The sequence below is a fragment of the Rhodoglobus galactosidasius genome, assembly GCF_054957775.1.
Map to the genome: position 1 here is coordinate 70177 of NZ_JBQIAV010000011.1, position 26608 is coordinate 96784.

25 protein-coding genes are annotated in these 26608 nt (G+C 59.7%); 8 read left to right on the top strand and 17 right to left on the bottom strand.

The features are described 5' to 3' along the window. Positions 1–22: 22 nt before the first annotated feature. The gene (locus ACTJJW_RS13310; RefSeq protein WP_462645411.1) at positions 23–403 is read right to left on the bottom strand and encodes a peptidase inhibitor family I36 protein; all 381 of its coding nucleotides are present in this window, start codon (positions 401–403) and stop codon (positions 23–25) included. Positions 404–576: 173 nt separating this feature from the next. Here ACTJJW_RS13310 and ACTJJW_RS13315 point away from each other — a divergent pair, with 173 nt between their 5' ends. Both ACTJJW_RS13315 and ACTJJW_RS13320 read left to right on the top strand, forming a co-directional pair. Beyond that, entirely contained in the window at positions 577–1491 is a 915-nt protein-coding gene (locus ACTJJW_RS13315) for an NAD-dependent epimerase/dehydratase family protein (RefSeq protein WP_462645413.1), read from the top strand. A 314-nt stretch (positions 1492–1805) separates the two neighbouring features. Continuing rightward, the gene (locus ACTJJW_RS13320) at positions 1806–2447 is read left to right on the top strand and encodes a ScbR family autoregulator-binding transcription factor (protein WP_462645415.1); all 642 of its coding nucleotides are present in this window, start codon (positions 1806–1808) and stop codon (positions 2445–2447) included. On the opposite strand, the gene ACTJJW_RS13325 is transcribed toward ACTJJW_RS13320, so the two are convergent. Both ACTJJW_RS13325 and ACTJJW_RS13330 read right to left on the bottom strand, forming a co-directional pair. Continuing rightward, positions 2444–3337: a ScbA/BarX family gamma-butyrolactone biosynthesis protein gene (locus tag ACTJJW_RS13325; RefSeq protein WP_462645417.1), complete on the bottom strand. Its 894-nt coding sequence runs from the start codon at positions 3335–3337 to the stop codon at positions 2444–2446. The genes ACTJJW_RS13320 and ACTJJW_RS13325 overlap by 4 nt on opposite strands. Positions 3338–3717: 380 nt before the next feature. Beyond that, the gene (locus ACTJJW_RS13330; RefSeq protein ID WP_462645419.1) at positions 3718–4635 is read right to left on the bottom strand and encodes an NADP-dependent oxidoreductase; all 918 of its coding nucleotides are present in this window, start codon (positions 4633–4635) and stop codon (positions 3718–3720) included. Positions 4636–4736: 101 nt separating this feature from the next. Here ACTJJW_RS13330 and ACTJJW_RS13335 point away from each other — a divergent pair, with 101 nt between their 5' ends. Next, positions 4737–5339, top strand: coding sequence for an HdeD family acid-resistance protein (locus ACTJJW_RS13335; protein WP_462645421.1), 603 nt, complete (start codon positions 4737–4739; stop codon positions 5337–5339). 128 nt (positions 5340–5467) lie between these two features. Here ACTJJW_RS13335 and rpsO read toward each other — a convergent pair whose 3' ends face one another. Both rpsO and ACTJJW_RS13345 read right to left on the bottom strand, forming a co-directional pair. Next, entirely contained in the window at positions 5468–5737 is a 270-nt protein-coding gene (gene rpsO, locus ACTJJW_RS13340) for a 30S ribosomal protein S15 (RefSeq protein WP_462645423.1), read from the bottom strand. Between the two features lie 131 nt (positions 5738–5868). Next, positions 5869–6714, bottom strand: coding sequence for a hypothetical protein (locus tag ACTJJW_RS13345; RefSeq protein ID WP_462645425.1), 846 nt, complete (start codon positions 6712–6714; stop codon positions 5869–5871). A 94-nt stretch (positions 6715–6808) separates the two neighbouring features. Between ACTJJW_RS13345 and ACTJJW_RS13350 the strand changes: the two genes are divergently transcribed. After that, positions 6809–7990, top strand: a complete 1182-nt coding sequence (locus tag ACTJJW_RS13350) for a MarP family serine protease (RefSeq protein ID WP_462645427.1) — start codon at positions 6809–6811, stop codon at positions 7988–7990. Positions 7991–8190: 200 nt separating this feature from the next. Here ACTJJW_RS13350 and ACTJJW_RS13355 read toward each other — a convergent pair whose 3' ends face one another. The 6 genes from ACTJJW_RS13355 to ACTJJW_RS13380 all read right to left on the bottom strand — a co-directional run bounded on the left by ACTJJW_RS13355 (position 8191) and on the right by ACTJJW_RS13380 (position 14710). Then, entirely contained in the window at positions 8191–8493 is a 303-nt protein-coding gene (locus tag ACTJJW_RS13355; RefSeq protein ID WP_462645429.1) for a hypothetical protein, read from the bottom strand. A gap of 48 nt (positions 8494–8541) precedes the next feature. Continuing rightward, entirely contained in the window at positions 8542–8994 is a 453-nt protein-coding gene (locus tag ACTJJW_RS13360; protein WP_462645430.1) for a VanZ family protein, read from the bottom strand. 83 nt (positions 8995–9077) lie between these two features. Further along, positions 9078–9830, bottom strand: coding sequence for a nuclease-related domain-containing protein (locus tag ACTJJW_RS13365; RefSeq protein ID WP_462645432.1), 753 nt, complete (start codon positions 9828–9830; stop codon positions 9078–9080). A gap of 266 nt (positions 9831–10096) precedes the next feature. Next, positions 10097–12346, bottom strand: coding sequence for a HelD family protein (locus tag ACTJJW_RS13370; protein WP_462645433.1), 2250 nt, complete (start codon positions 12344–12346; stop codon positions 10097–10099). Positions 12347–12595: 249 nt separating this feature from the next. Further along, complete coding sequence (locus tag ACTJJW_RS13375; RefSeq protein WP_462645435.1) at positions 12596–13840, bottom strand: PrsW family intramembrane metalloprotease; 1245 nt, start codon at positions 13838–13840, stop codon at positions 12596–12598. A gap of 42 nt (positions 13841–13882) precedes the next feature. Beyond that, positions 13883–14710, bottom strand: a complete 828-nt coding sequence (locus tag ACTJJW_RS13380; protein ID WP_462645437.1) for a hypothetical protein — start codon at positions 14708–14710, stop codon at positions 13883–13885. Between the two features lie 126 nt (positions 14711–14836). On the opposite strand from ACTJJW_RS13380, the gene ACTJJW_RS13385 reads away from it, so the two are divergent. Both ACTJJW_RS13385 and ACTJJW_RS13390 read left to right on the top strand, forming a co-directional pair. Further along, positions 14837–16312, top strand: a complete 1476-nt coding sequence (locus tag ACTJJW_RS13385; RefSeq protein WP_462645439.1) for an AlkA N-terminal domain-containing protein — start codon at positions 14837–14839, stop codon at positions 16310–16312. Between the two features lie 9 nt (positions 16313–16321). Beyond that, positions 16322–16918: a protoporphyrinogen oxidase gene (locus ACTJJW_RS13390; protein ID WP_462645441.1), complete on the top strand. Its 597-nt coding sequence runs from the start codon at positions 16322–16324 to the stop codon at positions 16916–16918. Between the two features lie 13 nt (positions 16919–16931). Here ACTJJW_RS13390 and ACTJJW_RS13395 read toward each other — a convergent pair whose 3' ends face one another. From ACTJJW_RS13395 to ACTJJW_RS13405, 3 genes are all read right to left on the bottom strand, one after another. Further along, complete coding sequence (locus tag ACTJJW_RS13395; protein WP_462645443.1) at positions 16932–18425, bottom strand: aspartate ammonia-lyase; 1494 nt, start codon at positions 18423–18425, stop codon at positions 16932–16934. A 98-nt stretch (positions 18426–18523) separates the two neighbouring features. After that, positions 18524–20668 (bottom strand): DEAD/DEAH box helicase, encoded by a 2145-nt coding sequence (locus ACTJJW_RS13400; protein ID WP_462645445.1) that lies wholly within the window; start codon positions 20666–20668, stop codon positions 18524–18526. A gap of 194 nt (positions 20669–20862) precedes the next feature. Then, complete coding sequence (locus ACTJJW_RS13405; protein ID WP_462645447.1) at positions 20863–21207, bottom strand: DUF6804 family protein; 345 nt, start codon at positions 21205–21207, stop codon at positions 20863–20865. A 105-nt stretch (positions 21208–21312) separates the two neighbouring features. Between ACTJJW_RS13405 and ACTJJW_RS13410 the strand changes: the two genes are divergently transcribed. Then, positions 21313–22644 carry a M20/M25/M40 family metallo-hydrolase gene (locus ACTJJW_RS13410; protein ID WP_462645449.1) on the top strand — a complete coding sequence of 444 codons (1332 nt, stop codon included), beginning with the start codon at positions 21313–21315 and terminating at the stop codon, positions 22642–22644. On the opposite strand, the gene ACTJJW_RS13415 is transcribed toward ACTJJW_RS13410, so the two are convergent. From ACTJJW_RS13415 to ACTJJW_RS13425, 3 genes are all read right to left on the bottom strand, one after another. Continuing rightward, positions 22641–23585 carry a glycerophosphodiester phosphodiesterase gene (locus ACTJJW_RS13415; protein ID WP_462645451.1) on the bottom strand — a complete coding sequence of 315 codons (945 nt, stop codon included), beginning with the start codon at positions 23583–23585 and terminating at the stop codon, positions 22641–22643. The two genes, ACTJJW_RS13410 and ACTJJW_RS13415, sit on opposite strands and share 4 nt — an antisense overlap. 76 nt (positions 23586–23661) lie before the next feature. Beyond that, complete coding sequence (locus tag ACTJJW_RS13420) at positions 23662–24576, bottom strand: ribokinase (protein ID WP_462645453.1); 915 nt, start codon at positions 24574–24576, stop codon at positions 23662–23664. A 40-nt stretch (positions 24577–24616) separates the two neighbouring features. After that, positions 24617–26089, bottom strand: a complete 1473-nt coding sequence (locus ACTJJW_RS13425) for an SDR family oxidoreductase (protein WP_462645455.1) — start codon at positions 26087–26089, stop codon at positions 24617–24619. Positions 26090–26263: 174 nt separating this feature from the next. Between ACTJJW_RS13425 and ACTJJW_RS13430 the strand changes: the two genes are divergently transcribed. After that, complete coding sequence (locus ACTJJW_RS13430; RefSeq protein ID WP_462645457.1) at positions 26264–26503, top strand: hypothetical protein; 240 nt, start codon at positions 26264–26266, stop codon at positions 26501–26503. Positions 26504–26608: the final 105 nt, after the last annotated feature.

Below are 26608 nucleotides of genomic sequence, written 5' to 3' on the forward strand. Positions count from 1 at the left end.
CAGGCTAACTGATTGCGTCGGATCAGCAAGAACCATTGCCAGCCCACGACGACATTGCGTCGTTCTGCCCCCAGACCATCCAACTCAACTCCGAGTAGCGGGCCATGTTATTGCACACCCCGCTACCGTACGATCCGGCGTACCAGCGTGCATTAGTACCCGTGCGGTTCTCCCAAGACGACACCTCATCGTCGTTTGCGTACGAGATATTCTGAAGGCCGAATCCCGCAGTGCGCAACCCCAACCCGATGTTGAAGCCGCTGTTCTTGTAGACACAGACGTAGGTACCACTGCAATATTGGGAGTTCCCGGCCAAAGCAACTGTCGGAGTCAACATTCCGACGAGCCCAAACATGGCAGCGCCAACTGCGAGCAGTGTTACGCCCTTTTTGTTCTTGAACATTGCAATTTCCCCTCTTGTGGGGTAGTCCGCTTTGACTACCCATCCTCATAACAGGCACTTTACTACAATACCGACCGAACGGTATTTTTTTAAGGAGCAAATTTTATCACTGACAATGTCGCGGTTGACGGTGGCAAAATACAGCAGGGTGTGATGACGTGGATACTGGGCAAATGGGTACAGTCCTTCTCACCGGCGCGACTGGATTTGTCGGGAAGTCTATTGCCGAGACGTTGCGACGAACTTCAGGCAGCCACTTGCGATTTCTAAAGAGGGCGAATCCAAGCGACCCTTCCAACGGGACGTACCTCGGCGACCTCACGGACCGAGCATCACTCGCGCAGGCTTTCGATGGGGTCGACACAGTTATTCACGCAGCGTCATACACCGGCGGAGATCCGGTGTTGCAGCGTCTAGTAAACGTTGATGGCACGGTCAACCTAGTCGAAGAGGCCTCGGCGGCCGGGGTAGCGCGGATCATCTACTTGAGCACCACCTCCGTCTACGGCACAGGACCTCATCGTGGTGCAGTAGAGCAGGCATTACAGCCGAATCCGGCCTCATCGCTCAGCACAACCCGACTAGAGGCAGAAAACGTTGTCCTGGCCGCGGGCGGCCACATTGTTCGGGCGACACTCACTTTCGGGGACGGCGATATGCGATTCCTTCCTGGTGTACTGAAAATTCGACGCTTGCTAGACGGGTTCACCGATGGAGGGCGCGCCAAGATCTCCGTCATACGCGTAGACCACCTCGGGAAACTCATCGCCTCTCTCGCGTCCTCAGTGATACCCCTCACAGCGGGACAAGTCCTTATTGCGTCCCACGCATCCCCTAGTTCCATCCGGGAAATTGGAGGAATTATCGAAAACATAATTGGCCGAAATCTCCCGAACTATAATCGAACATGGTCCGAGGCGTTGGAGATGACAACTGCGAGCGGGATCAGCGAACATCAACTGGCACTCGCCAGCGTCGACCACTGGTATGACTCCCGACGGATTTGGAATCTGACCGGGCTGGACTCCCCCGCTGCCTTTGAATTGCGGCGGAAGGACGTGGCTTGGTATCGCTCACAACTGGCCTAAAGCCTTCGGCGTCGAACGGTAGAAGCGCAACAGTAGCGTGGTACACAACGCCACTGCCCGTCACGTAACGGTTGACGCCCGAATACGGCACTGTCGAAGCCAATCGAATCTAGTCAGTCTCGACCGCTGGCAGGATGCAAGACGAATCTGGGACGTCACTGATCTCGAGGCCTCGGCTGCGGTCTCAATCCGTTCCAGCGACGCGCGCTAGTATCGGCAGGAGTTGGTTTAGAAACCACCACACTATGACACGAGCGGCGCACGAGAGAAGCGCATCCAAGGGCGACGTTGCCCAGCAGTAGGTGAGAAGGAATATGGCACGGCAAGCACGGGCTCTCGCGACACGGGACACAATAATTCATGGAGCGGCGGTGGTCTTCGAACGCTTGGGTTACGGAAATGCTTCCCTCACTCATGTGGTGGAAGAAGCGGATGTCAGCAAAGGTGCTCTGTACTTTCACTTCGGCAGCAAAAACGAACTTGCTCTTGCTGTGATCGAAAAACAGAACCACATCTCGCAGTTGTCGGGGAAAGTCATCATCGATATGGGACGTCCGGCCATCGAGACGATGATTCTCTTGTGCGCCGACTTGGGCAGGCAACTGATGACCGACCCAATCGTGCAAGCAGGCATCCGCCTCACGACGGAGGCGGCCTCCTTCCCTCCCAGCGTTATCGAGCCTTATCGCGACTGGCTTCTGACATTCGAAAATCTCATCCGCAGAGGTATCGGCGAGGGCGACATCAATGCGGCCGTCGCCCCCGACATCGTGGCACGGTTCATCATCCCGTCATTCACGGGCGTACAGCTAGTAGCGGATGTATTGACCTCGCGACAAGACCTTCTCTGCCGCATTCAGGAAATGTGGGACATTTTGCTCCCGTCCATCGCCGTGCCTGAGCGATACGACGAACTGCGTGATTTAACGAGACTTGTAGAGGCCCCGGGGCGCTAAGGGGCGAGGCGAACGGTGAGGCTCGTGACGACTTCGTCGGCCTGGATGATCCTCACACGACCCTCGCGGGTCGCGTCGATGAATGCTGGTTCGTCGAGCTCCGTCATGCGTCCGAAAGTTGCGTCAATTTCCGCAATCCGGCGCCCGCGGCCGTGATTTAGAGCAAAGACCGACTGCCTTGCAGCCTCGATGAGGAGCATTCCCGGAACGTGATCTAACGGGTGGTCGAAAAGAATCGGGTTGCCGGTGTCAACAATCAACGGCCACCGTCCGCCGGGCTCTCGTACACCGAGCACCACATCCTCTGCAAGCAGACATCCCACTTGTCGATGATCGACTCGGAAGCTACTGGCATCCGCTTTGGCCGCTTGGCGCCCGCCCCTCATCTTCGCGTACGCCGCGGGATCGACGAGGATCGCATCACCCCTCCCTAGGGCAACCGTACGTCCGTCGGCGCTGAACTCGCCGTGTGCACGGAAAGACTTCACGGTGGAGTCCGGGCGGGTCTTGAGCTCATCTACCTCTACGTCGACAAGGACCCTCGTAACAGCTGACCCCACAGCGCCTTCCTTGGTGATCCCGACCCAAAGGCTGGGCATCAGAAACTTAACGGAGAGCGGCACGCGCAGCATGGAGTGCGCGATAAGGATAGTCATTTGCCGTACCGTTTCAGCAACGAGCATTGGGTCGACTTCCACCGATGGACGTGAGTAAAACGAGTGCCTACGCGGCCATTGACCCCAGCACAAAAAGCCGCCCGACGGCTTCCGCTCGACGTGCGTCAGGAAGACTTCTGACACGCTCGCTCGATGCACAAACTCGCGAGGTACGGTCGATGAATACGGGCCCGTTTCGAAACTCTCCCCTAAGACCAAATCGCCTCGCGCCATTCTTCCCGCCTCCCCAAACCGGTTAGTCTCCTTGATAATAGGATGCCGTATGTGGCAGGTGAACGAGTGGAAGCGCGTCGCATCCGCGGGTCGAGCGGTGGGCAGGCGAAACCAGGAAGGCGATAGAACGAACGGGCAGCGAAGCCTGGCGATCGAATCTGCCTGCAGAGCATGCGTTCAAATCAAAATCGAACGCGAGCCCAAAACTGACCGGTGGATCGAGGCTTAGGCGTTGTCAGCGAGGCAAAGCCGTCAATACCGTCTATAACGCTGGTGGAAGGAACAAAAAATGGCGATTGCCACCTCCTGCTCAAGGCCAGTATTGGCTGATTTTATGACCGCCAGACAACGCCCCATCACAAGACCTTGGTGGGTGATCGTTATAGAGCGAGCACAATCTTGCCGCGCGAGTGACCCTCCACGAGTTGTGCGTAGGCTGCCGACACCTGATCGAACGGGAACACCGAATCGATCGGCACCTGCACCGTTCCCGCAGCAACGAGAGCTGAAAGCGCCGCCAAGTCATCGGGCGTCGCGCCTGCAGCACCAACGCCCGTCGTGCCGTACTCCTGTTGAGCGGCATAGTCAGCGATGCTGTTAATCCGGCCAGCCGGAGCACCCAGCGCGAGCGCGGCATCCACTGTTTCGCGTCCGTTGTTATCTAGCGCAGCTGTTATGCCCTCGGGGCTGATCTCGAGAATGCGCTCAACCATGCCCTCACCGTAGGTGACGGGGTGGATGCCGAGCGACCGCAAGAATTCATGGTTCGATTCACTCGCGGAGCCAATGACTTTCGCACCCTTCAGCTTGGCCAGCTGCGCGGCAATGACACCAACGCCACCGGCAGCAGCGCTGACAAGCACGGTGTCTGCCGCAGTAAGAGAAAGACTCTCGACGCTGGCCCATGCGGTGCGACCGGCAATGTCGAGGCCGCCCGCCTGCTCCCAGCTGAGAGCTGCTGGCTTGCGCACGAGCTTGCTCGCAGCGACGACCACGTAGTCAGCCTGGGCACTGAAACCTTTGCCGCCGAGCACCTCATCGCCGAGCGCCCACTCACTGACGCCGTCGCCGATCTCGTCGACGACGCCCGCAAAGTCGTTGCCATTGCCGCTGGGAAACGTGACATTCTGCGGAGTCGAAGTGGATGCACCGCTAAAGACCTTGGAGTCGAACGGGTTGATGCCGGCGAATTTCACCCGCACTCGCACTTCGCCTTCACCTGCGTGGGGTTCAGAAACTTCGGAAATCGTGAGCACTTCAGGCCCACCGAGCTGAGAGTAAGTAACACGACGCGACATATCTCAAGCCTAACGGGTGCGTCGTTCTTGCACACAAGCGTCCCAGAACTGGGAGAATGAACCCAAACGTACACCGATTAATCCCACCGGTTAGGACTCTTATGAGCTCGTCTGACAGCACGAACTTCCGCACCCCGTCGACCGAAGACCTTCAGCCAAGACTGCTGCGCGCACACCGCGGGCAACTGATGGCCGTAGCCGTAATCGGGCTCGTACTGGGCGTTATCGGTCTGCTGTTTCCCGGCGCGACGCTCCTGACAGTGGCCGTTCTTTTCGGCATCTACCTGATCGCTTCCGGCATGTACCGAATCATGGCGGCGTTCGTCGCCAATAATCTCGACTCCCCCATGCGCTGGGTCACCGGAATTCTCGGCCTTCTCATCATCATCGCCGGCATCCTGAGTCTCTCGAATCCCTTCCAATCACTTGTCGCACTCGCGCTCGTAATCGGAATCGGATGGATCCTTGAAGGCATCGTTGACCTTGTCGGCGGCGTACGCGGCACCATCCACCCCCGCTGGTTCGGTTGGGTCAGCGGAATCGTTTCGATGGCTGCCGGAGTCGCAATGTTCGTGCTCCCCGCTGCCGACATCTTTTCGCTCGTAGCGATCGGTGCAATCTTGATGATTGCCGTTAGCGTCACAACGCTCCTCACGCTTCCCCGTCGCGCCAAGAAAGACACGACAACCAGTCCCGCAGCCTAGAACTTTAGCTTCGCGGTCGAGGCGCGGGCTGGTGCAGCCACCGTCGCGCACTCGGTCGCACCCTGCCACCAACGACAAAGGCCGCCATCGCGAAGCGAAGACGGCCTTTGGCAAGTGTGACGAGTCGACTAGCGGCGCAGTCCCAGCTTCTCGATCAGCGTGCGGTAACGCGTGATGTCGATGTTCTGCAGGTAACCCAGCAGACGACGACGCTGACCAACAAGAAGAAGCAGTCCACGACGTGAGTGGTGGTCGTGCTTGTGCATCTTGAGGTGCTCCGTGAGGTCGAGGATGCGACGAGTCATCATCGCGATCTGGACCTCGGGGGATCCCGTGTCACCTGGGTGGGTTGCGTACTCTTCAATGATCGCCTTCTTGATGCTAGCTTCAAGAGCCATAAGGTGATCCCCTCTCTAGTCGTTGCGCGGTGCCCATAGCTGAATGCTTGAGCTCTCTTTATCCGCGGCCGTTAGACGGCAACCTTGAGATTCTAGCAGAATAGGACGCCCCGCAGGACTACTCCCCCGAGTTACCCGGCGAGCAACCGGATAATCGCCGGAACTGCGATAACCGCCACGGTGACTGTTGCCGCGATCGCAGCCGTTCCGCCAGCGACAAGCCACAAACGGTATCGTTGGCGCGCAGCATCCACTTCAGTACGAAGTCGTTCGAAACGTGCGGTGAGCCGCACACTTGCGCTGCCTGCGGCCGGGCGAACCCGCCACGCCCCGAGTCGGCCCGCAATAGCAACGAGAGCTTTTACCTCCCCCACTGAATAGACGGTCGGCTGATGAAGAAGCCAACTGACGAGTTCTCCGAGCTGGAGCACCGGAACTGGGGCGCGCTTGTTGCCGTAGATGACTCCAGAGGCACCGCCAATTGCGACAAGCGGACGAACCGCTGTCGAGCCAGCGCCGAGCTCCGAAAGTGCCGCAGTCAGACGATCTGCGCCGCTCAGCGCATCGCGAACGTACGCAACTCGGCGACCATTCACCATGATCATGCGCCCAGCGGTCACGATCTCTGCATGCGGATGTTGTCTGCTGCACACCAAGAAAGCACCGGAAGGACCCAGCACGATGTGATCCGCATCGACATGATCGTTGGCGCTGTGTGTTGCACTAGCCACCATCCAGTCGGAACCCAACGCCGCGAGAGCAACCGCAGTCTCCAATTCGCTGAGCGCACTCGAATAGAACTCGCGCGCCGCAGCTGCGAGCGGGTTCACGCCAAAAACAGTCGCCAACGCGCTCGGTGGCTCGCGAACCGCTTGCGCTCGGAGGCACGCCGCCATGGACGAACCGAAACCGGCTGCACCCTCAACACCCGCGGCCGATACCGTTTCGGCACTATCGTCACGCTCAACACCACTCACTTGATTCCCCCACACGCTTCCTGCAGAGAATATCTCGGTTGTGCGCTTCCCTCAATTCGACACTGAGCGGCAAACGGCGGTTTAGGGTTGAGACGTGAACGTTGCCCCGCTACTCGACCTGCTGCTGATTGCGCTGCTACTCGGATACGTGGCGTACGGCATCTCGATCGGGCTCACGCGAAGCGTCTTCGTGATTGCTGGCATCGTCGCGGGAATCGTTGTTGCAGTGCTGCTCGCACCAGCAATATCACGCTCAATTCCGTGGCCACAGCTGCGCGTCGCGCTTACCATCCTGGCGGCAATTGCCCTCATCGCGATCGGTCACGCAATCGGTGCCGCCATAGCTCGAGCGCTCCGGGAAGATCTCGAAACCAGCAGGCTGAGAGGTGTCGATCGAGCTGCAGGCGGAATTGTGAGCGGTATTCTTGCCGCTCTCATCGTCTCGACCGTAAGTTTCAGCGTCGCTCAGCTCGGATCACCACTGCTGTCCCGCACCATTGCGGACTCGGCTGTTATCAGCACGATTCACGATTTGACGCCCAACGACGTCGAAGTGCGGATTGCACAATTGCGCACCGTGCTCGCCGACAAGGGCGTGCCATTCTTCACTTCTGAATTGGGAACCGCTGGCGCGAAGATTCCGACAATCGATACCGACAGCGCAGTACTCGCCGCTGCCGCCGAATCCGTTGTGCGAATTACCGGAAACGCCTACGCGTGTGGACAAGCTCAGACCGGAACAGGGTTTGTTGTGGCCGACGAACGAATTGTCACGAACGCTCACGTCATAGCGGGCACCGAACAGCCCGTCATCGAAGCCCTCAACGGCCAAGTGCTCACCGGAACAATTGTCTACTTCGACGCACGCGATGACCTTGCGGTAATCGCGGTGCCAGGACTCACAGCCGATGCTTTGTCTATGGGAGCAACAGCACGCCCCGGCACCAGTACCGCGATCGAGGGCTACCCCTACGGCGGCCACATCACTGTCGATGCGGCACTGGTGCAGCACATCAGCGTCACCAACAGCCCTAACATTTATGGTTCAGGCGGTTCCCCTCGCGAGGTCTACACGCTTGCGGGTCAAGTAAATCCGGGCAACTCTGGAGGCCCGCTGCTCACTCTCGACGGTGAAGTCGTTGGAGCAGTCTTTGCTCGCAGCGCCGACCAAGAAAATGTGGGCTATGCGCTAACCCTCACCGAGCTTCAACCTGTTGTGGATGAAGCACCCGCGTTCACCGGAACAGTGTCAAGCGGGGCATGCATTCCTGGCTAGTCATCGCGCTCAGTGTCGCCCGACGAGCCTGCAGAGCGCTCAAACCACGACCAGTCATCGCCCAATTTCTTAGCGACCTTGCTTGGCACGACAAAGCTAACAACGGAACCGCTGACCTCGACATCGTCGACATCCGTCCGAGCGCTCCCGCACCTCCAGAAAACCCGCGACAATCAATAGTTGGCCAGCCAAGTACAGGATCATGATCGCAGCATCCGAGTTCCACCAGTCACCGGTCGAAGCAGAACGAGCATCCCAATCCACCACACCAGAAGCAGGGCAGTCGCCCGCGGGATGTGGCGAGAGCGAACGCTACCGACGAAGAGGGCGAAGTACACGACGTGGGTGAGCAAGAACGCAGCGCGGCCGACAACGGCAAAAATCAGCGCAGGCATCAGGAGAAACTTAGTGGCGTGCGCTGCGTCATCCGCGCCGGCAGCAAGGCTGACAATGTGCACGACAGACACCGCGACGTACGGGACAAACCAGCGTGCGCCGGACATCCTCACAGCGTATGTCTCGATCACTCAGATTGTGAATAATTTTCGCGACTATGTCGTCGGCTGATTGCGTCGCGTGCGGAGTGTGGCGCGAGCACGTTCGCGAGCCGCGGCAACGCTGAGGGTAATCACAACCCCAATCGCTGCCCCTACGGAGTTAGAGAGAATATCGCGCGGATCAGACACCCTCGACGGAATGAACTGCTGCACCCACTCAATGCCCGCCGTCAGCCCGATAGCCAGACCAAGCGCAAGCCACCACTGACGCTTGCCCACGAGCAAAACAAAGAACAAGCCAAGCGGCACAAACAGGGCAATATTCGCCACAAACTCAAGGTCGTTGAATGTCAGCCACTGTGTTGCAGAGAACCGATCAAGAAAAAGCGCAAGCTGCCAGAGTGGCCCATCCCGCTGATCGGGCGCTTGGGGGCTCAACGTCAACCAGACCACGACGGCCAAATATCCGAACGTGGCAACACTCAGATATGGATGACGCCTAAACATTCATCAATCGTGCCTTACCGCGCTGGACAAACAGTCGACTCTCTAGCAATTCCCCGCCAACTTAGAACGAACTCATAACTGACTCACATCTCGCTCACGACAACAGAAGTCACAATCGACACGAGGATCCACACAGAGAGCATAGTGACGATCAATGCGGCAACCACCCACAAGAAGCGCCTCATCGTCGCAGAACGCACATCGTGATGGATGCGCACGAAAGCCCGTGTCAGATTTCGTGCCTTGCGCGCACTCTGCTGAGGTTGCGGCCAGGTGTCACTGGCCTCGGCTGTGCCGGAAATATCGGCAACATCTTCACCAGAGAGCACTGCAGGAGCGGCAAGGAGCCACTGTTCGAGCTGCAGAGAGGTGAGCACCCGAACGTCGTCGGGTGCCTGCAGCGTTAAGACTTTGGTCGGCTCAACTAAGACAAGCACCGGTGTCACCACTATACGGTCATTGAGCGCGTCGACCAGCGAATCAGAAACGATTGCCGCGGCAGCTCTCGCATCAAGGATGCCTGCCCTGATGCTCTTGGCAACGATGAGTTCATCACCATTGATGGCAACCTCATCGCCCTGGCAGTTGACGACGACGACGGCAAAGACTCCTGCCCGGCCGACAGCAAAGTGATCAAGCGATGACAGCCCAAGCGGCACCCCATGGAGTACATCCCAGCTGTGACCGAGCCGGTCCAGGATCGATCCAACGAGAAGTTCGCCGACAGCACCGCGGTAGTGGGCTTTGCCTTCGTCGGTGAGAGGCGAAACGCCAAAGGTGCGCGCCAGTCGTCCTCGCGGCGCGCGATTCACTTGCGCCTCGATTAAGGCGGCCATAGCTGACTGTCCAGCGATCCGGCCGCGAAGATCGCGATTCTGCGGCACGCAGACCCTCCAACTCTCACACGCACCTTAACGCATGCAGAAATACGTTGGGCCGGAGGCTCCCCCGCCTCCGGCCCGACTCGTGGCGAAAACTCGCTACTGAGTGAAGGTCCCTCCCCCGAGGGATAACTTCTAGATACATAGTGCCTAACCTGAGAATTTCATGAAACCCCCACTTTTGGGCCTACCCGAGTGGGGGGTGAACAGCGGGGAGCACTCTACTTCGGTACGGCAATACCTTCCGGAAGACCCTCTGAAGCGACAATACTGAGGCGCTGGGTTGGTCGGGTCATCGCAACATAGAGCGCGGCAGCTCCGCGCGCGATCTCGTCAACGATGCGCTGCGGCTCAACCACAACCACCGAATCGAACTCCAAGCCCTTCGATTCCCGAGGCGTCAGCACGGCGATCGGCTTATTGAGGCCTGCGGCACCCTCGCCGACCTGACCCGGAAACTTGCTCGTGAGCGCTTCAATAGTTTCGGTACTGAGCGATTCGCTCACGATGACCGCGATGGTTCCGTCAGCAGAAATTGCCCGATCCTTTCGCACAGCCCCAACAACACTCGCTGAACGAGTCTCGGCGGTAGCCACGGTGACCGCCACCGGCCACGGACTCTCCCGAACCGCGCGCGACGGCGTGATCGATACCTCGTGTGCCAACGCAACGGCCTCGGCAACCGCAACAATTTGTGACGGTGTGCGGTAGTTGACGGTGAGTTCTTCAAGCCGCCATGTGTTGCCGACGTGTGCCGCGAGCGCGGTATCCCACCGAGTCGCAGCCGCTGCCGCACTTGCCTGAGCCACGTCACCGACAATCGTGAACGACTTCAGCGGATTGCGACGACCCAACAGTCTCCACTGCATGGGCGAAAGCTCCTGCGCCTCATCGACAACGATGTGACCGTACGCCCACGAGCGATCTGCTGCAGCGATGTCGGCCGTCGAGGCTCGGTCTACTTTGACCTCAAATCCGTCGGCAAGAGTCTCGGCATCGATCATGCCTTCAACACCCATGTTCTGGATGGCGGCGGCCGCGTTCTCGAGGTCGCGCTTGCGTTGCTGAGCATGTTCCTGTTCAGCCGCGGTGTGTGCGACATCCACTTCGCCGAGCCACTCTGCTGCCTCATCGAGCAACGCAACATCGCTAATGGTGAAGGGCGCATCGCGCTCGCGCAGCAGCAGCTGCCTCTCCTCGGGGCTCCAGCGCGGCGTGAGGCTGTGTAGCCACGTCGGGCGAGCGTAGAGGTCATTGAGAAGCTTGTGGGGAGAGAGGGGCATCCACGCGGTGTTGAGGGCGACCTTGACATCGTGCGCGGTGCGAATGTCTTCGCGCAGCCACTTCTGGTCGGAGTCATCAATCGTGTTGCCGTGAGAGCGGAGCTGGTCAGCGAGCATGCGGCTCAGCGCAGCGATCGCCGCCTTATTGAACGTCACGCGCGCCAGATTGTGCGGCTTGTGAGAATCCCATGCCTTCTGCATCGCACTACGAATCAGCTCAGCAGGAACATCAAGGGCTTCGCCGTTGATTTCCATGCGCTGGGTCTCGGTAGGCACCACCTGGCGAGACCGCACAGCCCGCCGAATAAGAGCAGCCATTTCTAGGGAACCCTTGAGGCTCGCGATCGCGTCGATATCTTCGCGTCGAGCATCCACCCCAGGAAACAACTGCCCGAGGCTGGCCAGCACTACGCCGGTCTCACCGAGTGACGGCAAAACAGCTTCGATATAGCGCAAGAATGAGCGTGACGGGCCAACAATTAGCACACCGGATGTCGAGAGCCGTTCACGGTGCGAATACAGCAGGTAGGCAGCACGATGAAGCGCAACCGCCGTCTTGCCTGTTCCCGGGCCACCCTGCACAACGAGAGCGCCGCTGAGCTCGGATCGGATAATGGCGTCTTGCTCAGCCTGAATCGTCGCCACGATGTCGCCCATTCGGCCGGTACGTTCGGCGGTGAGGCTCGCCATGAGCGCGGCCTCTCCCTGAAGCGAAACCGCATCGCTCTCAAGAATTTCTGAGTCAAAAACTTCGTCGTCGATTCGCACAATGTTGCGCCCACTGCTTTGGAGATGACGTCTGGCCCGTGCACCGAGCGGAGTTGCCGCGGTCGCCTGGTAGAAGGCTCGCGCTTGAGGCACCCGCCAATCAAGCAGGAGGGGCAACTGGTCCTCGTCGCGAAGACCGATCCGCCCGATATAGCGCAGCACTCGCTCGCTCTCGTCACCTTCGGGTTCCAATTCGAGCCGCCCGAACGCCAAGCGCTCGTCGATCTCACGCAATTGACCTACCCGGTCTTCGTAGATGCGAGCAAATGCATCGCGCTCAGAACGGTTCTGATGGGTTCCACCCGGTGCACTTCTGCGCACCGCCTCGAGCTGTTGCTGCGCCGCGTCCCGAAGCGAGTCAAGTCGGCGATAGAGGCCGTGGACGTAGTCCCGTTCCCGTGCAAGTTCACTCGATGACATCCGGGTTCCTCTCCAAATTGCGACCTCCAATGGTACGCCGTTTTTGACTATGAATTCGCCGATTAACTATTGCGCTCAGCGAAACTTGATGGCACTCTGAAAGCAGTAACACTCATCGCTCACCAGAGTCGCAGGCAGTGCCGCACCGGTGGGCGATGAGTCTTGATACGGGCTATTCGGCTACTCGCAGCTGGGGATGGCCGCACAGGTCGATCTCGTCGCTCGCGGTAGCGCTAACTTGCACGATAGCTAGCGTGGCGGATGCCGCGTGCCCATGAGCGCATGCCGCGCCTCGACAACCGCACCCAGTAACACCGCTTCATCAGTGGTAGCACTAATGCGGTCTCGCCCCGTAATGATGCGCTGGCGGGCGAATGCGAGTCGCGTGGCGTCCTGAATGTAGATCTGCATCGCAGCACGCTTGTTGTTCTTGGCCGCCCAAGCAAGCGCCTGTCGGCGACCGCGTGCGGTAGCAAGCACCGCCACCTCATCACGATTGAACCAGCCGACGCTCGCGTATTCGGCAAGACGGTCAAAGGTCATCTTCTCTTCCTGCTTACGCAGATAAAGAACAATCACGATGGCCACGACGAAGAGGGGAAACTGCACTATGGCGTAGTAGCCGAAGAAGTCGTTGACGAAGAACAGCGCACCATTCCACAGTGCGTGAAGGCCAATCGCGACGGCGAGCCCGACAACAAAGATCCCCACTCCGCTGGCGGTGCGCGTGGATCGCGCAGCAAACCCCAAAGCGATTCCGGCGCATGCGGTGAACATCACGTGGGCGAAAGGCGACATAAGGCCCCGCACCAAGAACATTGGGAAGAGACCGGCACCGCCGCCGTCGAGGCTGACTAGTGCAGAACCGAAGTACAGGATGTTCTCGGTGAAGGCGAACCCACCAGCGATCCACGCCGCATAGACCAATCCATCAATCGGCCCGTCAAAGTGGCGGCGCGCGACCCAGAAAATGACGAGAATGCCAAGCGCCTTGCCTGCTTCTTCGACAATCGGGGCTTGAATTACGGCAGAGAAGAGCTCGTAGGAGGGCCCGGGATCGCCGAGGGCTGCGATGACGTTGTCGATCTCAGCGCCAACAATAAGGGCGAGCAAGACAGCAACGCCGGCGCCCCAGAGGAATGCGAAGACCACTGCCAGTCGTGGCTCGGGTTCCCACCGGTCAATCCAGCGCACGGTGAAGAAAACGACGGCCAGCGGCACGACAGCCAAGACACCGCCGAGGGCAAAAGCGTCGGTTCCGATTGCTGAAATCACGTAGACAACAACAAAGAGCAAGACAAATGAGAGAGCAACAACCCCCACAATTCCGAGCACGAGCAGGCCAGGTCCCCGACGTGGAGGTGCTCCAACGTGCAGCTGGTTCTGCTGGGCTTCGTTGGCGACCTCAGCGGGAGCCGCCATCGGCTGCTGAGCGGCAACACCTGCGGATGCTGTGAAATCGGGAGTCACGGAAGGTGAATCGCTCGCGGTCATGTGAAAGACCCTAGCGTGCGAGTAGCACCTCTCTGGGGAGGCCTACTGCGCGGCTTGCTGCTCCCGCAGGATGCTCAACGCACGAGCTACACGGTCACCAAGGCCTGCGACCCGTTTCTTCGACGACCGTTCTGCTTCGACGATAAGACCGACGAGCTCGCGGCGATACACGTCCTGTGTCGAGCGCACAGCTGTACGCAACGCCGATGATGCACGGACTGCGGCGATGCCGAAGGTCACGCTAGCAATAACAGAAAGCAGCGCAACCAAGAACACCCAGGGCTGCGATGGATTGTTCGCCATCTCCACGAGTGCCGCAATCGCAACAGCGAGCGAAATGACCGGAGCGATCAACCGCTGGGGCGTTCGCACAAGCAGTTGCAACGCCGCGGAAATCGTTGTGGCATCCGAACTCTTTCGATCTTTGGATGCGGCATCGATTGCAGCGACGCGAGTGTGAAACTCATCGACCTGATCTTGATGCAAGCGCACATCGGCGAGCTCGATGAGCTCGTCACGCACAAGGCGGTAGCTGTCGGCTGGAGGCCGCACTATGACGACGGTGATGACCGAGACCATCGCAATAAGCACAACTACTGTGCTGAGGGCGATCAGTACAGCTCCAGGAACGTTGACGGGGTCGGCGAAGAACGTTCGTGTGCTCCAGTCCACGCCAACCGCAATCACCACAAGCGCGCTACCTGCCGCCGGAACAACCCAGGCAACCGGATGCAGCCGCACTCTGGTTCGCACAGCGCGAGCAAGTCGGAGGTGGTCGAAGCGCGCTGTCGCGTAGTCGGCCAATTGCGTTGAGAACGCGATGAGCCAGACGGCGGCGAGAAAGGTGAGTGCTGTCCACGAAGATTCCACGGTGCGACTGTAGCCGCTTCGTCCACCATCAGGACAGTGCGACGAGCAGTAGTCGACCAGAAGCCCGGGAGGAGTGATGTCTGATTTCCGCTGGTCAGCTCTGGTCGGAGGTGGCACGCTTAAGTCATGTCCGCCCCCACTCTGAGCTTTGATGAACAATACCGAGCACTCTGCTCGCGGGATGCCCGCTTCGACGGGCAGTTCATTGCCGGAGTGCATTCCACCGGAATCTACTGCCGACCAAGCTGTCCGGCTGTCGCCCCCAAACCACGCAATGTGCGGTTCTATCGCACCGCCGCCGCCGCCCATGAAGCTGGCCTGCGCGCCTGCAAGCGATGCCAGCCCGACGCGGTGCCTGGCTCCCCCGACTGGAACCTCAGCGACGACCTCGCTTCGCGCGCAATGCGCCTCATCGGCGACGGCGTCGTCGAACGCGAAGGAGTGTCTGGTCTCTCTTCCCGCCTGGGCTACACCAGCCGCCACCTCACCCGTGTACTGTCGGCAGAACTCGGCGCTGGCCCCCTCGCACTGGCCCGCGCGCACCGAGCCCAAGCCGCGAGAACGCTGCTGAGCGCAACAGAGCTGAGCATCTCAGACGTCGCCTTTGCCGCTGGCTTCTCTAGCATCCGGCAGTTCAACGACACGATCCAAGCCGTGTACGAAACCACGCCAAGCCAGTTGCGCACCCTCGCTCGACGCGGCACGTCAGCACATCCGCATCTCGCTCAGGAACGACCGTCGACGTTGACTCTTCGGTTACCTACTCGCGCACCATTCGACGGCGCGGGACTCATGACGTTCTTTGCGAATCATGCTGTCGACGGAGTCGAGACGGCAACCGAGAACAGCCTCGAACGAGCACTGCGCCTGCCGGGCGGTGTAGCGACCGTGCGCATGCAATTGATCGACCAAGGCATCCTCTGCACAGCCCAACTAGCAAAAATTTCGGATGTCGCGCCGCTCGTTGCTCGAGTGCGCCGTCTTTTCGACCTCGACGCAGATTCGCACGCAATCGATCGCGCCCTAGCCTCGGATCCGGCGTTGGTCTCATCGGTCGCGCGGGTGCCCGGAATGCGTCTCCCCGGGAGCGTTGACACAGAAGAAACGCTGTTTCGCACGTTGATTGGTCAGCAGATTTCCGTTGCAGCGGCACGCACAGTGCACGCACGCGTTGCGCGCGAGCTCGGCAGCGATGGGTTGTTTCCGACCGCGACACGACTGGCAGAGTCTGGCGCTGAGGTACTTCGCGGCCCCCGAACCAGAGTCGCGAGTATTCTCGCGGTCGCCGAAGCCCTCGCATCCGGCGATCTCAACCTCGACGTTTCGACCCCTGTCGACGAATTCACAGCAAGGTTGATCGCGATGCCAGGAATCGGCCCGTGGACCGCCGGTTACACGGCAATGCGGGTGCTCGGAAACCCCGACATCATGCTCAGCAGCGACCTTGTTGTTCGCCAAGGCGCGGGAGAACTGGGCGTTCCCGCTACCGCGACAGGATTGACGCAGTATGCCTCGCGCTGGGCGCCGTGGCGTAGCTATGCGTGCATGCATTTGTGGCGTTCTCGCCCAACGCAGGTGGAGAGAGACGTCACCTCGCCGTAGGCTGGAGCTATGAACGCCAGACTCATAAAGCTCGGACTCGGTATCGCCATCGGATATGTTATTGGCGCGCGCGCCGGCCGCGAACGCTACGACCAGATGAAGGGCAAGGCTACGGAGCTCTGGGAGAGCCCTCGTGTGTCTAAGGCACGCACAACTGTCGAGGACTATGCGCGCACGCAGGCGCCGATTCTGCGCGACAAGGCTGAAGCAGTTGCTAAAGCCACACCGGGATTCGTTACCAGTACCGCCAAGGATGTTGCCGAGACTGCGCGCGAGGTCGCAGAATTGGCCAAGGGAACTGCCAAAGAGTTCGCCGAGACCGCCAAGACTTCAGCGAAGGATCTTGCTGAAACCGCCAAGGGCTCGGCTAAGGATCTCGCCAATCGGGCATCCACATCGGCGCGGGATGTTGTTGGTCGCGTGACTCACACCGCGAGCGACGTGCGCGAAAACGCCACCCATACCGCTGCTGAACTTCGCGAGCGTGGTGAGAGCGCGATCGATCGCGCCTTCACCACTGCGGGAAAAGCGCGCGACGAAGCTCTCGCGCCACTCGACGATGACGACGACGATCCAGAGTTCGACGTTACCGCTCCACAGAAGTAGCGCTCAGAGCCGGCTACTTTTCCTCGTCCAACCAGGGAAGGGTAATCGCGGCGGTCATGGGCGAAACACCACTCAAGCGTTCCGGGGTAAGCACCCGGGCAACGTCTTCTTCTTTCATGAGCCCAGTAGACACGACAAGCTGCGCAATTGATGCGTTGGTCGTGAGTGCCGTGTGCGCGAGAGTAGCCGCCGCCGCGTAGCCAATGTACGGCGTGAGAGCAGTAACGACTCCAACGCTCGACTCGACCTGTGCCGCAAGACGTTCCTCATTGGCGGTGATGCCATTGATGCAGTTTTCGCGCAGCGTGCGGCAGGCATTCGTCATCCATTCCAACGACTGAAGCAACGAGTGCGCGATGACGGGTTCGAAAGCGTTGAGCTGCAACTGCCCAGCTTCCGCAGCGGCCGTGACCGTGGCATCCGCACCGATGACGCTGAAGGCGACCTGGTTAACAACCTCAGGAATCACCGGATTTACTTTGCCGGGCATGATCGATGAGCCTGCCTGCTTGGCCGGCAGATTGATCTCGCCGAATCCAGCCTGGGGGCCGCTCGAGAGCAAGCGAAGGTCGTTACAGATCTTGGAGAGCTTCACGGCGGAACGCTTGAGAATACCGCTCAACGACATGAAGATTCCCACGTCGCTTGTGGCTTCGATCAGGTCGAAGGCGGTTTTCATCTCGATGCCAGTGGCGTCGGTCAGATGGCGTCGAACCGCCTCTGCATACCGAGAATCCGCGGTAATCCCCGTACCGATCGCGGTAGCACCCATATTAATCTCGCTCATGAAGGGCAAGACATCAGTAAGTCGGGCGTGGTCTTCCTCGAGCGTGTGCGAGAAGCCAGTGAACTCTTGGCCAAGCGTCATCGGAACCGCGTCTTGCATCTGCGTGCGGCCGATCTTGAGGATCTTGACGAACTCGCGACCCTTCGCGGCAAAGGCACCAGACAGCAGTTCGTGCTCAACAAGCAAACGATGAACACCAAAGACCATCGCGAGCTTGATCGCAGTCGGGTAGACATCGTTGGTGCTCTGGCTGCGGTTGACGTCGTCAATGGGGTGAAGGAACGAGTATTCGCCCTTCTGGTGACCCAAAATCTCGAGGGCGCGGTTAGCGATGACCTCGTTGGCGTTCATGTTGGTTGAGGTGCCAGCACCGCCCTGAATAACACCGACACAGAACTCTGCGTGCAGTGCACCGTCGAGGATCTCCTGGCAGGCGGCGTCAATCGCGTGCGCCTTCTTAGACTCGAGCACGCCAAGCTCGGCGTTGGCACGAGCCGCCGCCTGCTTGATGTGCGCCAACGCGCGCACAAGATCGGGGTAGACGGAGATCGCACGTCGCGTAATCGGAAAGTTCTGCATCGCACGGAGAGTGTGCACTCCCCAATAGGCTTCTGCAGGAATTTCGAGCGAGCCGAGCGAATCGGATTCGATGCGGGTAGTGGTGTTCTGCGAAGAGGCGTTGCTCAACTGTTGGTTCTCATCTCCGTTGACGTTTGGCACGACAAAACCTGCGTGTCACTCACACCTTCAGTCTACGCTTCGCCACCATTCGAGGCAGAAGGAGACCAGAGGCTATAAAGGCAGTTCTTAACGGATTGCTAATTCTTGATTGCATCACGCAGCAGCGCTGACAGCGCCTGCAACTGCACGTTCGACTCTGCGACGACTTCTTCATCAGAACCGTCGAGCGCACGCGCAGCGAGACCCGCTTTGCTATCGATCAGCTCAGCGATTCGAGCGTCGATGGTGTGCGCCGCAATGATGCGCCATGCGGTGACCGGAAGCTCCTGACCAATGCGGTGCACGCGGTCGATAGCCTGAGTCTGTTCAGCGTTAGTCCAGCTGAGCTCTGCGAGAACGACGTTGGATGCCGCCTGCAGGTTCAACCCGACGCCTGCTGCGGTGAGCGACGCGACCACTACTGCGACCTCGGGGTCATCGGCAAACGAGTCGATTGCGTGCTGACGTGCTTTGGCGCTCTGGTCACCACGGATGGAGACGGATTTGAGGCCGACCTTCGCGAAGTGGGCCTCGGCAGTATCCATCACGTCGATGTGCTTCGCAAAGAACACGACCTTGCCGACCGAGCGGGCCAGTTGAGCGGTGTAGTCGGCGGCGAGCGTTGCTTTTGCCTGACCGATGCGGCGCACCATGGTGAAGACGTTCTCACCGGTGGTTGCGCTCTTGGACTCCTCGAGCTCGGCATGTGCGACCACACGAATGAGATCTTCGACCGCGACGTCTGGTTTGAGGTTGCGCACTCGAGTGAAGCGGTCGACGAGGCGCGCGGTAAGAGCTTGTTCGGCGGCCCGGATGGAGCGACCAAGGTCATCGTCGAGCTCAACCGGGATGTCGGCGATGCGACGTGCGGGAATGTCGGCTGCAACATCCACTTTCTTGCGGCGCACGATGCCCATATCGATAACTGCGCGTCGGGCTTCAGAGAAGAAGCCGGGGTCTGCCGGGGTGAGATCGGATTCTTCGAGCTTGGACATGAGCGGGGCGAGCGGCTTAGTGCCGTCGATCCAGCCCAAGTACTGCCAAATTGCGCGGAAGTCTTCAATCGAGTTGATGAGAGGGGTGCCCGTGAGCGCCATCAGGAGCGCTTTCGGGTAGGTCGCACGGATGCTGCGCGACAGGCTCAGCACATGCTTCGAGCGTTCAGATTTGAGGTTCTTAATGAAGTGAGCTTCGTCGACAACCATGCCTTTGAAGCCGAAACGGCCGAGCCATCCGACGTGGCGGTCGAGTACTTCGTAGTTGACGATCACGACGTCGCTGAACGCGTCGACAGTGTCGCCATCACCGTGCACAACAGTCGCGCTGCGACCGGGGGTCCACAGTTCTACTTCGCGTTCCCAGTTGGTCTTGACGACGTTGGGTACAACGACGAGCAGTGGATAAGAATTTGAGGCTTCGGCCGCCATCAGCGCCTGAGCAGTCTTGCCTAGCCCTGGCTCGTCGGCCAGCAGGAACGTGCGATGCCCCTGTTTGACAACTTCAACGAAGCGAGCCTGGTGACGCATGAGGTCGAGGTTTCCGCGGGTGCGAAGCGATGATGCTTCTGGCAGATCCATCGACGCAGCGCCGCCGCCAGAGCCGTGCTCGAACGCACGGAACAGCGGGTCAATGAGCTCCCAGTTGGCAAGACGATTGCCATGCTCGGGCTTTGCGGCCACGGCGCTGAAGTCGGGAGCTAAGAATGGGTTAGCCATCTGCATCTGACGAACGGATGCTGGCACGACCTGCTTCTCGGTCTGTTTGTCGACAGGCTTTGGTTCGACAGAAATGATCAGTTCTTCTGGGCTGAGCTCAACGCCAGCGGCCAGCAGGAGATCGCGACGCAGCGCCTTCGCTGCGGGAGTGATCGGGGCGGCCTCCCCCAGCATCGACAGCAGGCTGGTGTCACGTGCGGCCGTTTTTGCGAGGATGCCGGCGAGGCCATCGAGGCGCTTTTGTTCGTTGGCTCGTTCAGAGTCCGACAGCGTCGCATCGACCTTGACCCTGGCGCGCTCTTCGCGCAGCAGCAGAGCAGCAACCTGGAAGCGTGCACGGTTGGCTGGCTTGAGCGGCCCCTTCTGCACAGCCGTTTCGACCTCGCGGGCGGCACGGGCGAGTACGGGGATGACTCCGGTATCGTCACCGGGTCGCCCACGCCGACGCTGCCCGCCTGCTTGTCGCTGCCCAGAGTTTTTGGGTCGCTTGTTGCGCTGCGAGGGATCGGTCTTTGACGAGTTGGTCAATTGTTCTCCTGGCGCTAGGCAAAAAGCTCAGTCACATAGATCGAAGACTCGTAGACGTTGCCACGAATGGGACCTCATACTGAGTGACAACATCCACTCGAGTGAGCCAGACCCAACTGCGGTGCGATTGGTGGTCTCAAGGGATGCGTTCCTAGTGTACGCAGAAAATGACGATCGTGCGCTACTCGAGCGAATTAAGCTCGACTTTGGGAATCTGTGACCCGAACGGCAACGCCGATAATGATTAATACGAGCGCGGCGATGTAGTGCAATCCTGCGAATAGCTGGGTATCAGCGACGCCAATCGGAAACACCGGATTCCAGAGAATCGCTATCGGAACCAGACCAATCGCCCACCACCATTGGCGTGCCTGCACCACAAGCACCACACAGATCAGCGCCAGAATACTCACCACGTAGCGAACCACGGTGAAGATCTCAGTTTCGATGATGCCTGCGCCAACCAGAAGCACGAGCACAGCGAGTATCGCCGCCGGAAGAACTACTCGGCGAGGTCTGTCGGGATAGGTTGCGCTCACTAGATCAAATATACCGGTCGCAACACACTCACCACGCAGCGGTCGCACGCCGTCTGCAGCGTGACGACCGTGAAATCAGTGCTCCGCTCTCGATAGAGTCAACGTATGAAGAGTGCCTTGGCTGTCGAACACCTGCAAGAGCTCGTGCGAATCCCTACAGTTTCTCGCGAAGACGCTGACACCACCGAATGGACCGAGTTCACCCGCTTCGCCCTAGCGTTGCGCAAACTCTATCCGCTGTGCCACAGCCGCCTAGAGCGTGAAACGGTGCTCGATTACTCTCTCGTCTTTCGTTGGCGTGGGCGATCATCCACCGAGCCCTCGGTACTCTTGGCTCACTACGATGTTGTGGCTGCGCCCCCTGAAGGGTGGAAACGCCCACCCTTTGCCGGGGAGTTGAGTGGCAAAGGCGACCAGCAGCTCATCTGGGGCCGAGGAACACTCGATAACAAGGGTTCGGTAGTTGCGATCCTTGAAGCGGTTGAGTCCCAGCTAGAAGCTGGACTGATGCCCGCTCAAGACATTTATCTGTGCTTTGGGCACGACGAAGAAACACACGGCACTGGAGCTTCAGCGATCGTCGATCTGCTTGAGCGACGTGGAGTGAAACCCGTCATGGTGCTTGATGAGGGCGGTGCGATCGTCGACGACGTATTCGACCAGGTAGAAGCACCTATGGCTGTCGTCGGGGTCGCCGAAAAGGGCACAGCTACGTTGCGTTTGACCGTCGATCAGCCAGGCGGACACGCATCCACACCGCCGCGCACGCCTGCCGCAGTCCGACTCGCGCACGCGATTATTCGACTCAACTCACGCCCGTTCCCCGCTCGCCTGACACCGACGGGCTCTGACCTACTTCGCATTCTGGGTGAGCATGCTGGAGGGTTCACCGGGTTCCTGCTGCGCAACGTGTCGTGGACTCGGCCGGTGCTCGTGCCCATTCTGGTGCGCAAGAGCGACGAACTGGCCGCAATGCTGCGCACAACACAAGCCGTGACGATGCTCGAAGGCGGCCATGCGGTGAACGCGCTGCCCGAGCGTGTCAGTGCAATCATCAATGTTCGAATCGCCGTGAACTCCAGTCTGGAGGCCACGCTCAAGCACGTGACCCGCGCCATCAGCGACAAGCGCGTCAGAATCACCGTGGAATCCCCCGGTGAGCCCTCGCCCGTCTCACCAACCACTGGACTCGCGTGGGAACTACTACGATCGACTATCGAAAAGAGCTTTCCGCGAACGGTCGTCACTCCCTACGTGCAAAACGGGGCCACAGATAGCCGCCACTTCACGCGCATTAGTCGCGGTGTCTACCGTTTCACCCCCTTTGCCATGGCTCGTGAGGTGCGAGACACACTTCATGCACGGAACGAACGGATGCTCGTCAGCAGCTTTCTCGACGGCATCAACTTTTACCGAGCCCTCGTCGGTTCGCTCTAACCTGCCGCGCGCACGTTCTTCGCTAAGGGAAGATCGTCAGGCTCGGTGAACTCATGGGCGATCCACTCCCCCAACTCGGCCGGGCGATCGGTAACGATTCCGTCGACGCCCAGCGACACGGCATCCGACCACGTCTCAGAGTCGTTGAGCGTGTAGATGAGTATGCCGAGACCGGCATCATGCACGCGCTGCACGAGTTCGGGGTCTTGCGTAATGGCTTTCTTGCTGGTCACCAGGGCAACTACTCCCGCAGCTGTCGCAAGCGCGCCAGGGTCTCCAATAATGTCGCGCACGATAAGCATTCCCGGCAGCTCGGGGCTCACTCGCTGCAACGCTTGTAGGGTCATGATGTCAAAACTGCCGATCATGACGTGATCGCTGACGCCGTGACGTGCAATCAGGTTGGCGATGAGCCTTACCTGCTCATCAGTCCAGGAACCTTTGAGCTCGAGGATCGCATTCTTAGTTGACCAGCGCAGCAGGTTAAGAAACTCTTCGAGCGTTGGCACCGTTGCGTCCGCAAACTCTTCACCAAACCACGAGCCAGCGTCGAGTGCTGACAGCTCTTCGTAGTCGTACTTCCACACCGGACCCGTGCCATTGGTCGTTCGATCAACCGTCCAGTCGTGCATCAGCACGGGTACGCCGTCAGCAGTCAGCTGCACATCAGTTTCGACATAATCTGCCGCGCTATTGAGCGCTTGGCCGAGAGCTTCCAAGGTGTTTTCGGGTGCAACCGTCTTGTCGCCGCGGTGGCCTGCAATGAAGGCGACCTCCCCCGGCGAGCGCAGAGATGAGAATGCGCCGGCGGCATGAACGCGAGTGACGTTGGCGTTCAGCACTAGCGCGAGAGTGATTGCGGTGACCATTGCTGCTGCAAGGGCGGCTCTGCGCATGCGTTGGTCACGATATGCGGGTGCCGGGTTCTGCGATGTCACCATTGACTCGCCATCCTTTGTCGGGTTGCCGCACGTTCACGGTTACCCCACTATAGCGAGCCTGTTATCAATCTGTTATCTAATTGCCGGATTCTTTTGCGCGTGTCTCAATAGCAGCGCGCAACGGGATCGACGGCACCGCCCCGTGGCTCTCCACCGAAATGGATGCCGCAGCTACCGCGAATCGCAGAGCGTCATCCGCCAGCATCTCCTCGACAAAGCCCGCAGCGAAGGCACCGCAGAAGGTATCGCCGGCACCAGTGGCGTCGACCGCGGTGACCCGATGAGCGGGCACCACAACCTCCTCGGATCCTGCCCGATGCAACGACGCGCCCTGGGATCCCAAGGTCACAATCACAGCAGGAACAAGGGCGAGCAGTCGCTCGCCCAACCCGTCAAGCTCAGGAGCCAGACCGTTGTAGCGGGCCAACTCAGCAGCTTCGTGCTCGTTCACAATTAGCACATCAAGCGTGTCGAGCAACGCCTGCGGCAACTCTTGGATCGGAGCAGCATTCAGGATCACGCGCGTGCCCGCCGCCTGAGCAATACCTGCTGCCTCAACGACGGTGGCGAGCGGAATCTCCAATTGCATCATCAAGGCCGACGCAGCACTGATCGCTTCAGCATCCGCGCGGGTGAGAGCAGTAACTTCGCTGTTGGCGCCGGGCTCGACAATGATCGTATTCTCACCCGTGCCGTCAACGGCGATCAGTGCGGTGCCCGTTGGTTTGACTGAGGTGCGCAATTGCGCGACACCAATGGAATCGTCGCTCAGACCCGTGCGAACCATTTCGCCAAAGGAGTCCGCTCCGACCGCACCGATGAAGGTGGTCTCGACTCCAGCGCGAGCTGCGGCGACGGCTTGGTTTTGACCTTTGCCGCCGAGGGCTGTGCTCACTCCATGCGAGAGCACGGTCTCTCCCGGCGAAGGAATACGATCCACACGAAAGACCTGATCAATATTTGCACTGCCGACAACGACGATTCCAGACATTAGCCAAAAGTAGCGCAATCCGACAGCTCGCGGAGAACACTCAGTCCGCGTCGTCAGCTTCTGCCGCCGCAACGATCCTGTTGACCATGCCGCTAAAGATCACGCCATGAAACGGAAGGATCGCGAGCCAATACAGGCGACCACCCAAGCCGCTAGGAAAAAATACTGCGCGCTGTCGATAGAGCGAGCCACCGTCACCGCTATCGTCAACGGTCAATTCGAGCCATGCCCGACCCGGCAGTTTCATCTCAGCGCGAAGACGAAGACTGTGCCCGCGATCGATGCTTTCGACTCGCCAGAAGTCGAGTGCATCCCCCGTGTTGAGAGTACTCGGATGCCGGCGTCCACGACGAAGACCGACCCCACCGACTAGCTTATCGGCCCAGCCTCGCAAAGCCCACGCCAGCGGGAGCGAATACCACCCGTTCTCTCCTCCAATGCCCTCAACAACCGCCCAGAGCGCATCCGGAGACGCCGGAGTGCGACGTTCACGCAGGTCGGTAAAGACTGTGTGGCCAGTCCACTCGGGATCGCTCGGGATCGGATCACTCGGGGCACCAGCAACCGTGGCATCCTGCCAACTTGTCTCAACTTCGCCGTCGCGCATCTTGACGAGCGCCAACCGCACCGAGGCACGATAGCCCGTGAGGCCACCCTCTGGCTCAGGAATGAAATCAGAAACGGAATCATCGCGCACGACGCAGTCGAACTGGAGCGACTCGATGATCGGCACCGCGAGCAGCCGCGGAATGGGAGTCACCAGATTTACCCACTGCGAGGCGAGCCAGGGAGTCAGCACCGGTAGGGACGCGATGGGGCGCTGGTGAAGGCCAGCCTCGAGAGCGTAACCGTTCATCATCTGTCCGTAGCGCAGCACATCCGGCCCACCGATGTCGAAACTGCGGTTGAGCTCTTTGGGCAGCTCAAGCGCACTGACAAGGTAATAGAGCACGTCGCGCACGGCGATCGGCTGAATGAAGTTGCGCACCCACTTCGGCGCAGGCATGTATGGCAAAACTTCGGTGAGGTGACGGATCATTTCGAACGATGCCGAGCCTGAGCCGATCACGACGCCCGCGTTGAAGGCGATAGTCGGCACACCCGAATCCATGAGGATGCGGCCAACCTCAGCACGGCTGCGCAAGTGCCGACTGAGCTCGCTGACTTCGCCCTCGGGGTGGAGACCGCCAAGATAGACGATGCGCGATACCCCGGTGCTCTTGGCTGCCTCGGCAACGTTGGTCGCCGATAGCTTTTCGGTCTCCTCAAAGTCACCCTTGGCGCCCATTGCATGCACAAGGTAGTAGAGCGCGTCGATGTCGGCTAGCGCATCGGTAAGCGTTTCGGCATCCGTAAGATCGCCGACGACTGTCTCAACATCATCGCGCCACGGAACGTCACGCAGTTTGCGGGGGTTGCGCACGAGTACACGCACGGTGTGCCCAGCATCGATTAGCCGAGGAACGAGTCGGCCACCCAAATATCCTGTTGCTCCGGTTACGAGAACGCGCATGTCAGAACTCTAGAGGCGACCCCTGTGAATCCCGGAAGTTTCCCTCTTGGTGCGACGCCCCAGAATAATTTGCTTTGTGACTCGTGCATTTTCATGACTATGATGACGGAATCTAACCGGCGACGGTCGGACAAGGCGGCCAATGGGGGTCGTCGACGATCTAGGGGAGCAGAAATGTCCACTACTGTGAGAGCGCTCTCACGGATAATCGCCGCCGCGGTTGCCGTGCCGGCGCTCATCGTGCCGACAGCGGTTGGAGGGGTCCCCGCCGCGGCGGCCACCCTCTCGACCGTCGACGACTTCGAGGCCGGGGTGCCAGCTCCCGAGTACTTCACCTATGGCGGAGGGGGCGGAGGGGCCGGCATCGGCATCGTCGATGTCGCACCTGACACCGGAAGGTGTCAACCTTTATGAGTCAGTTTCTTTAGCCGGTCATTGAGTTCGTTCCTTCCTTTTCGGGTTCGTTGATCCACGTCGTCGTCGGGAATGTTGGCGGCTGCGGGAGCTTCCGAACGAAGC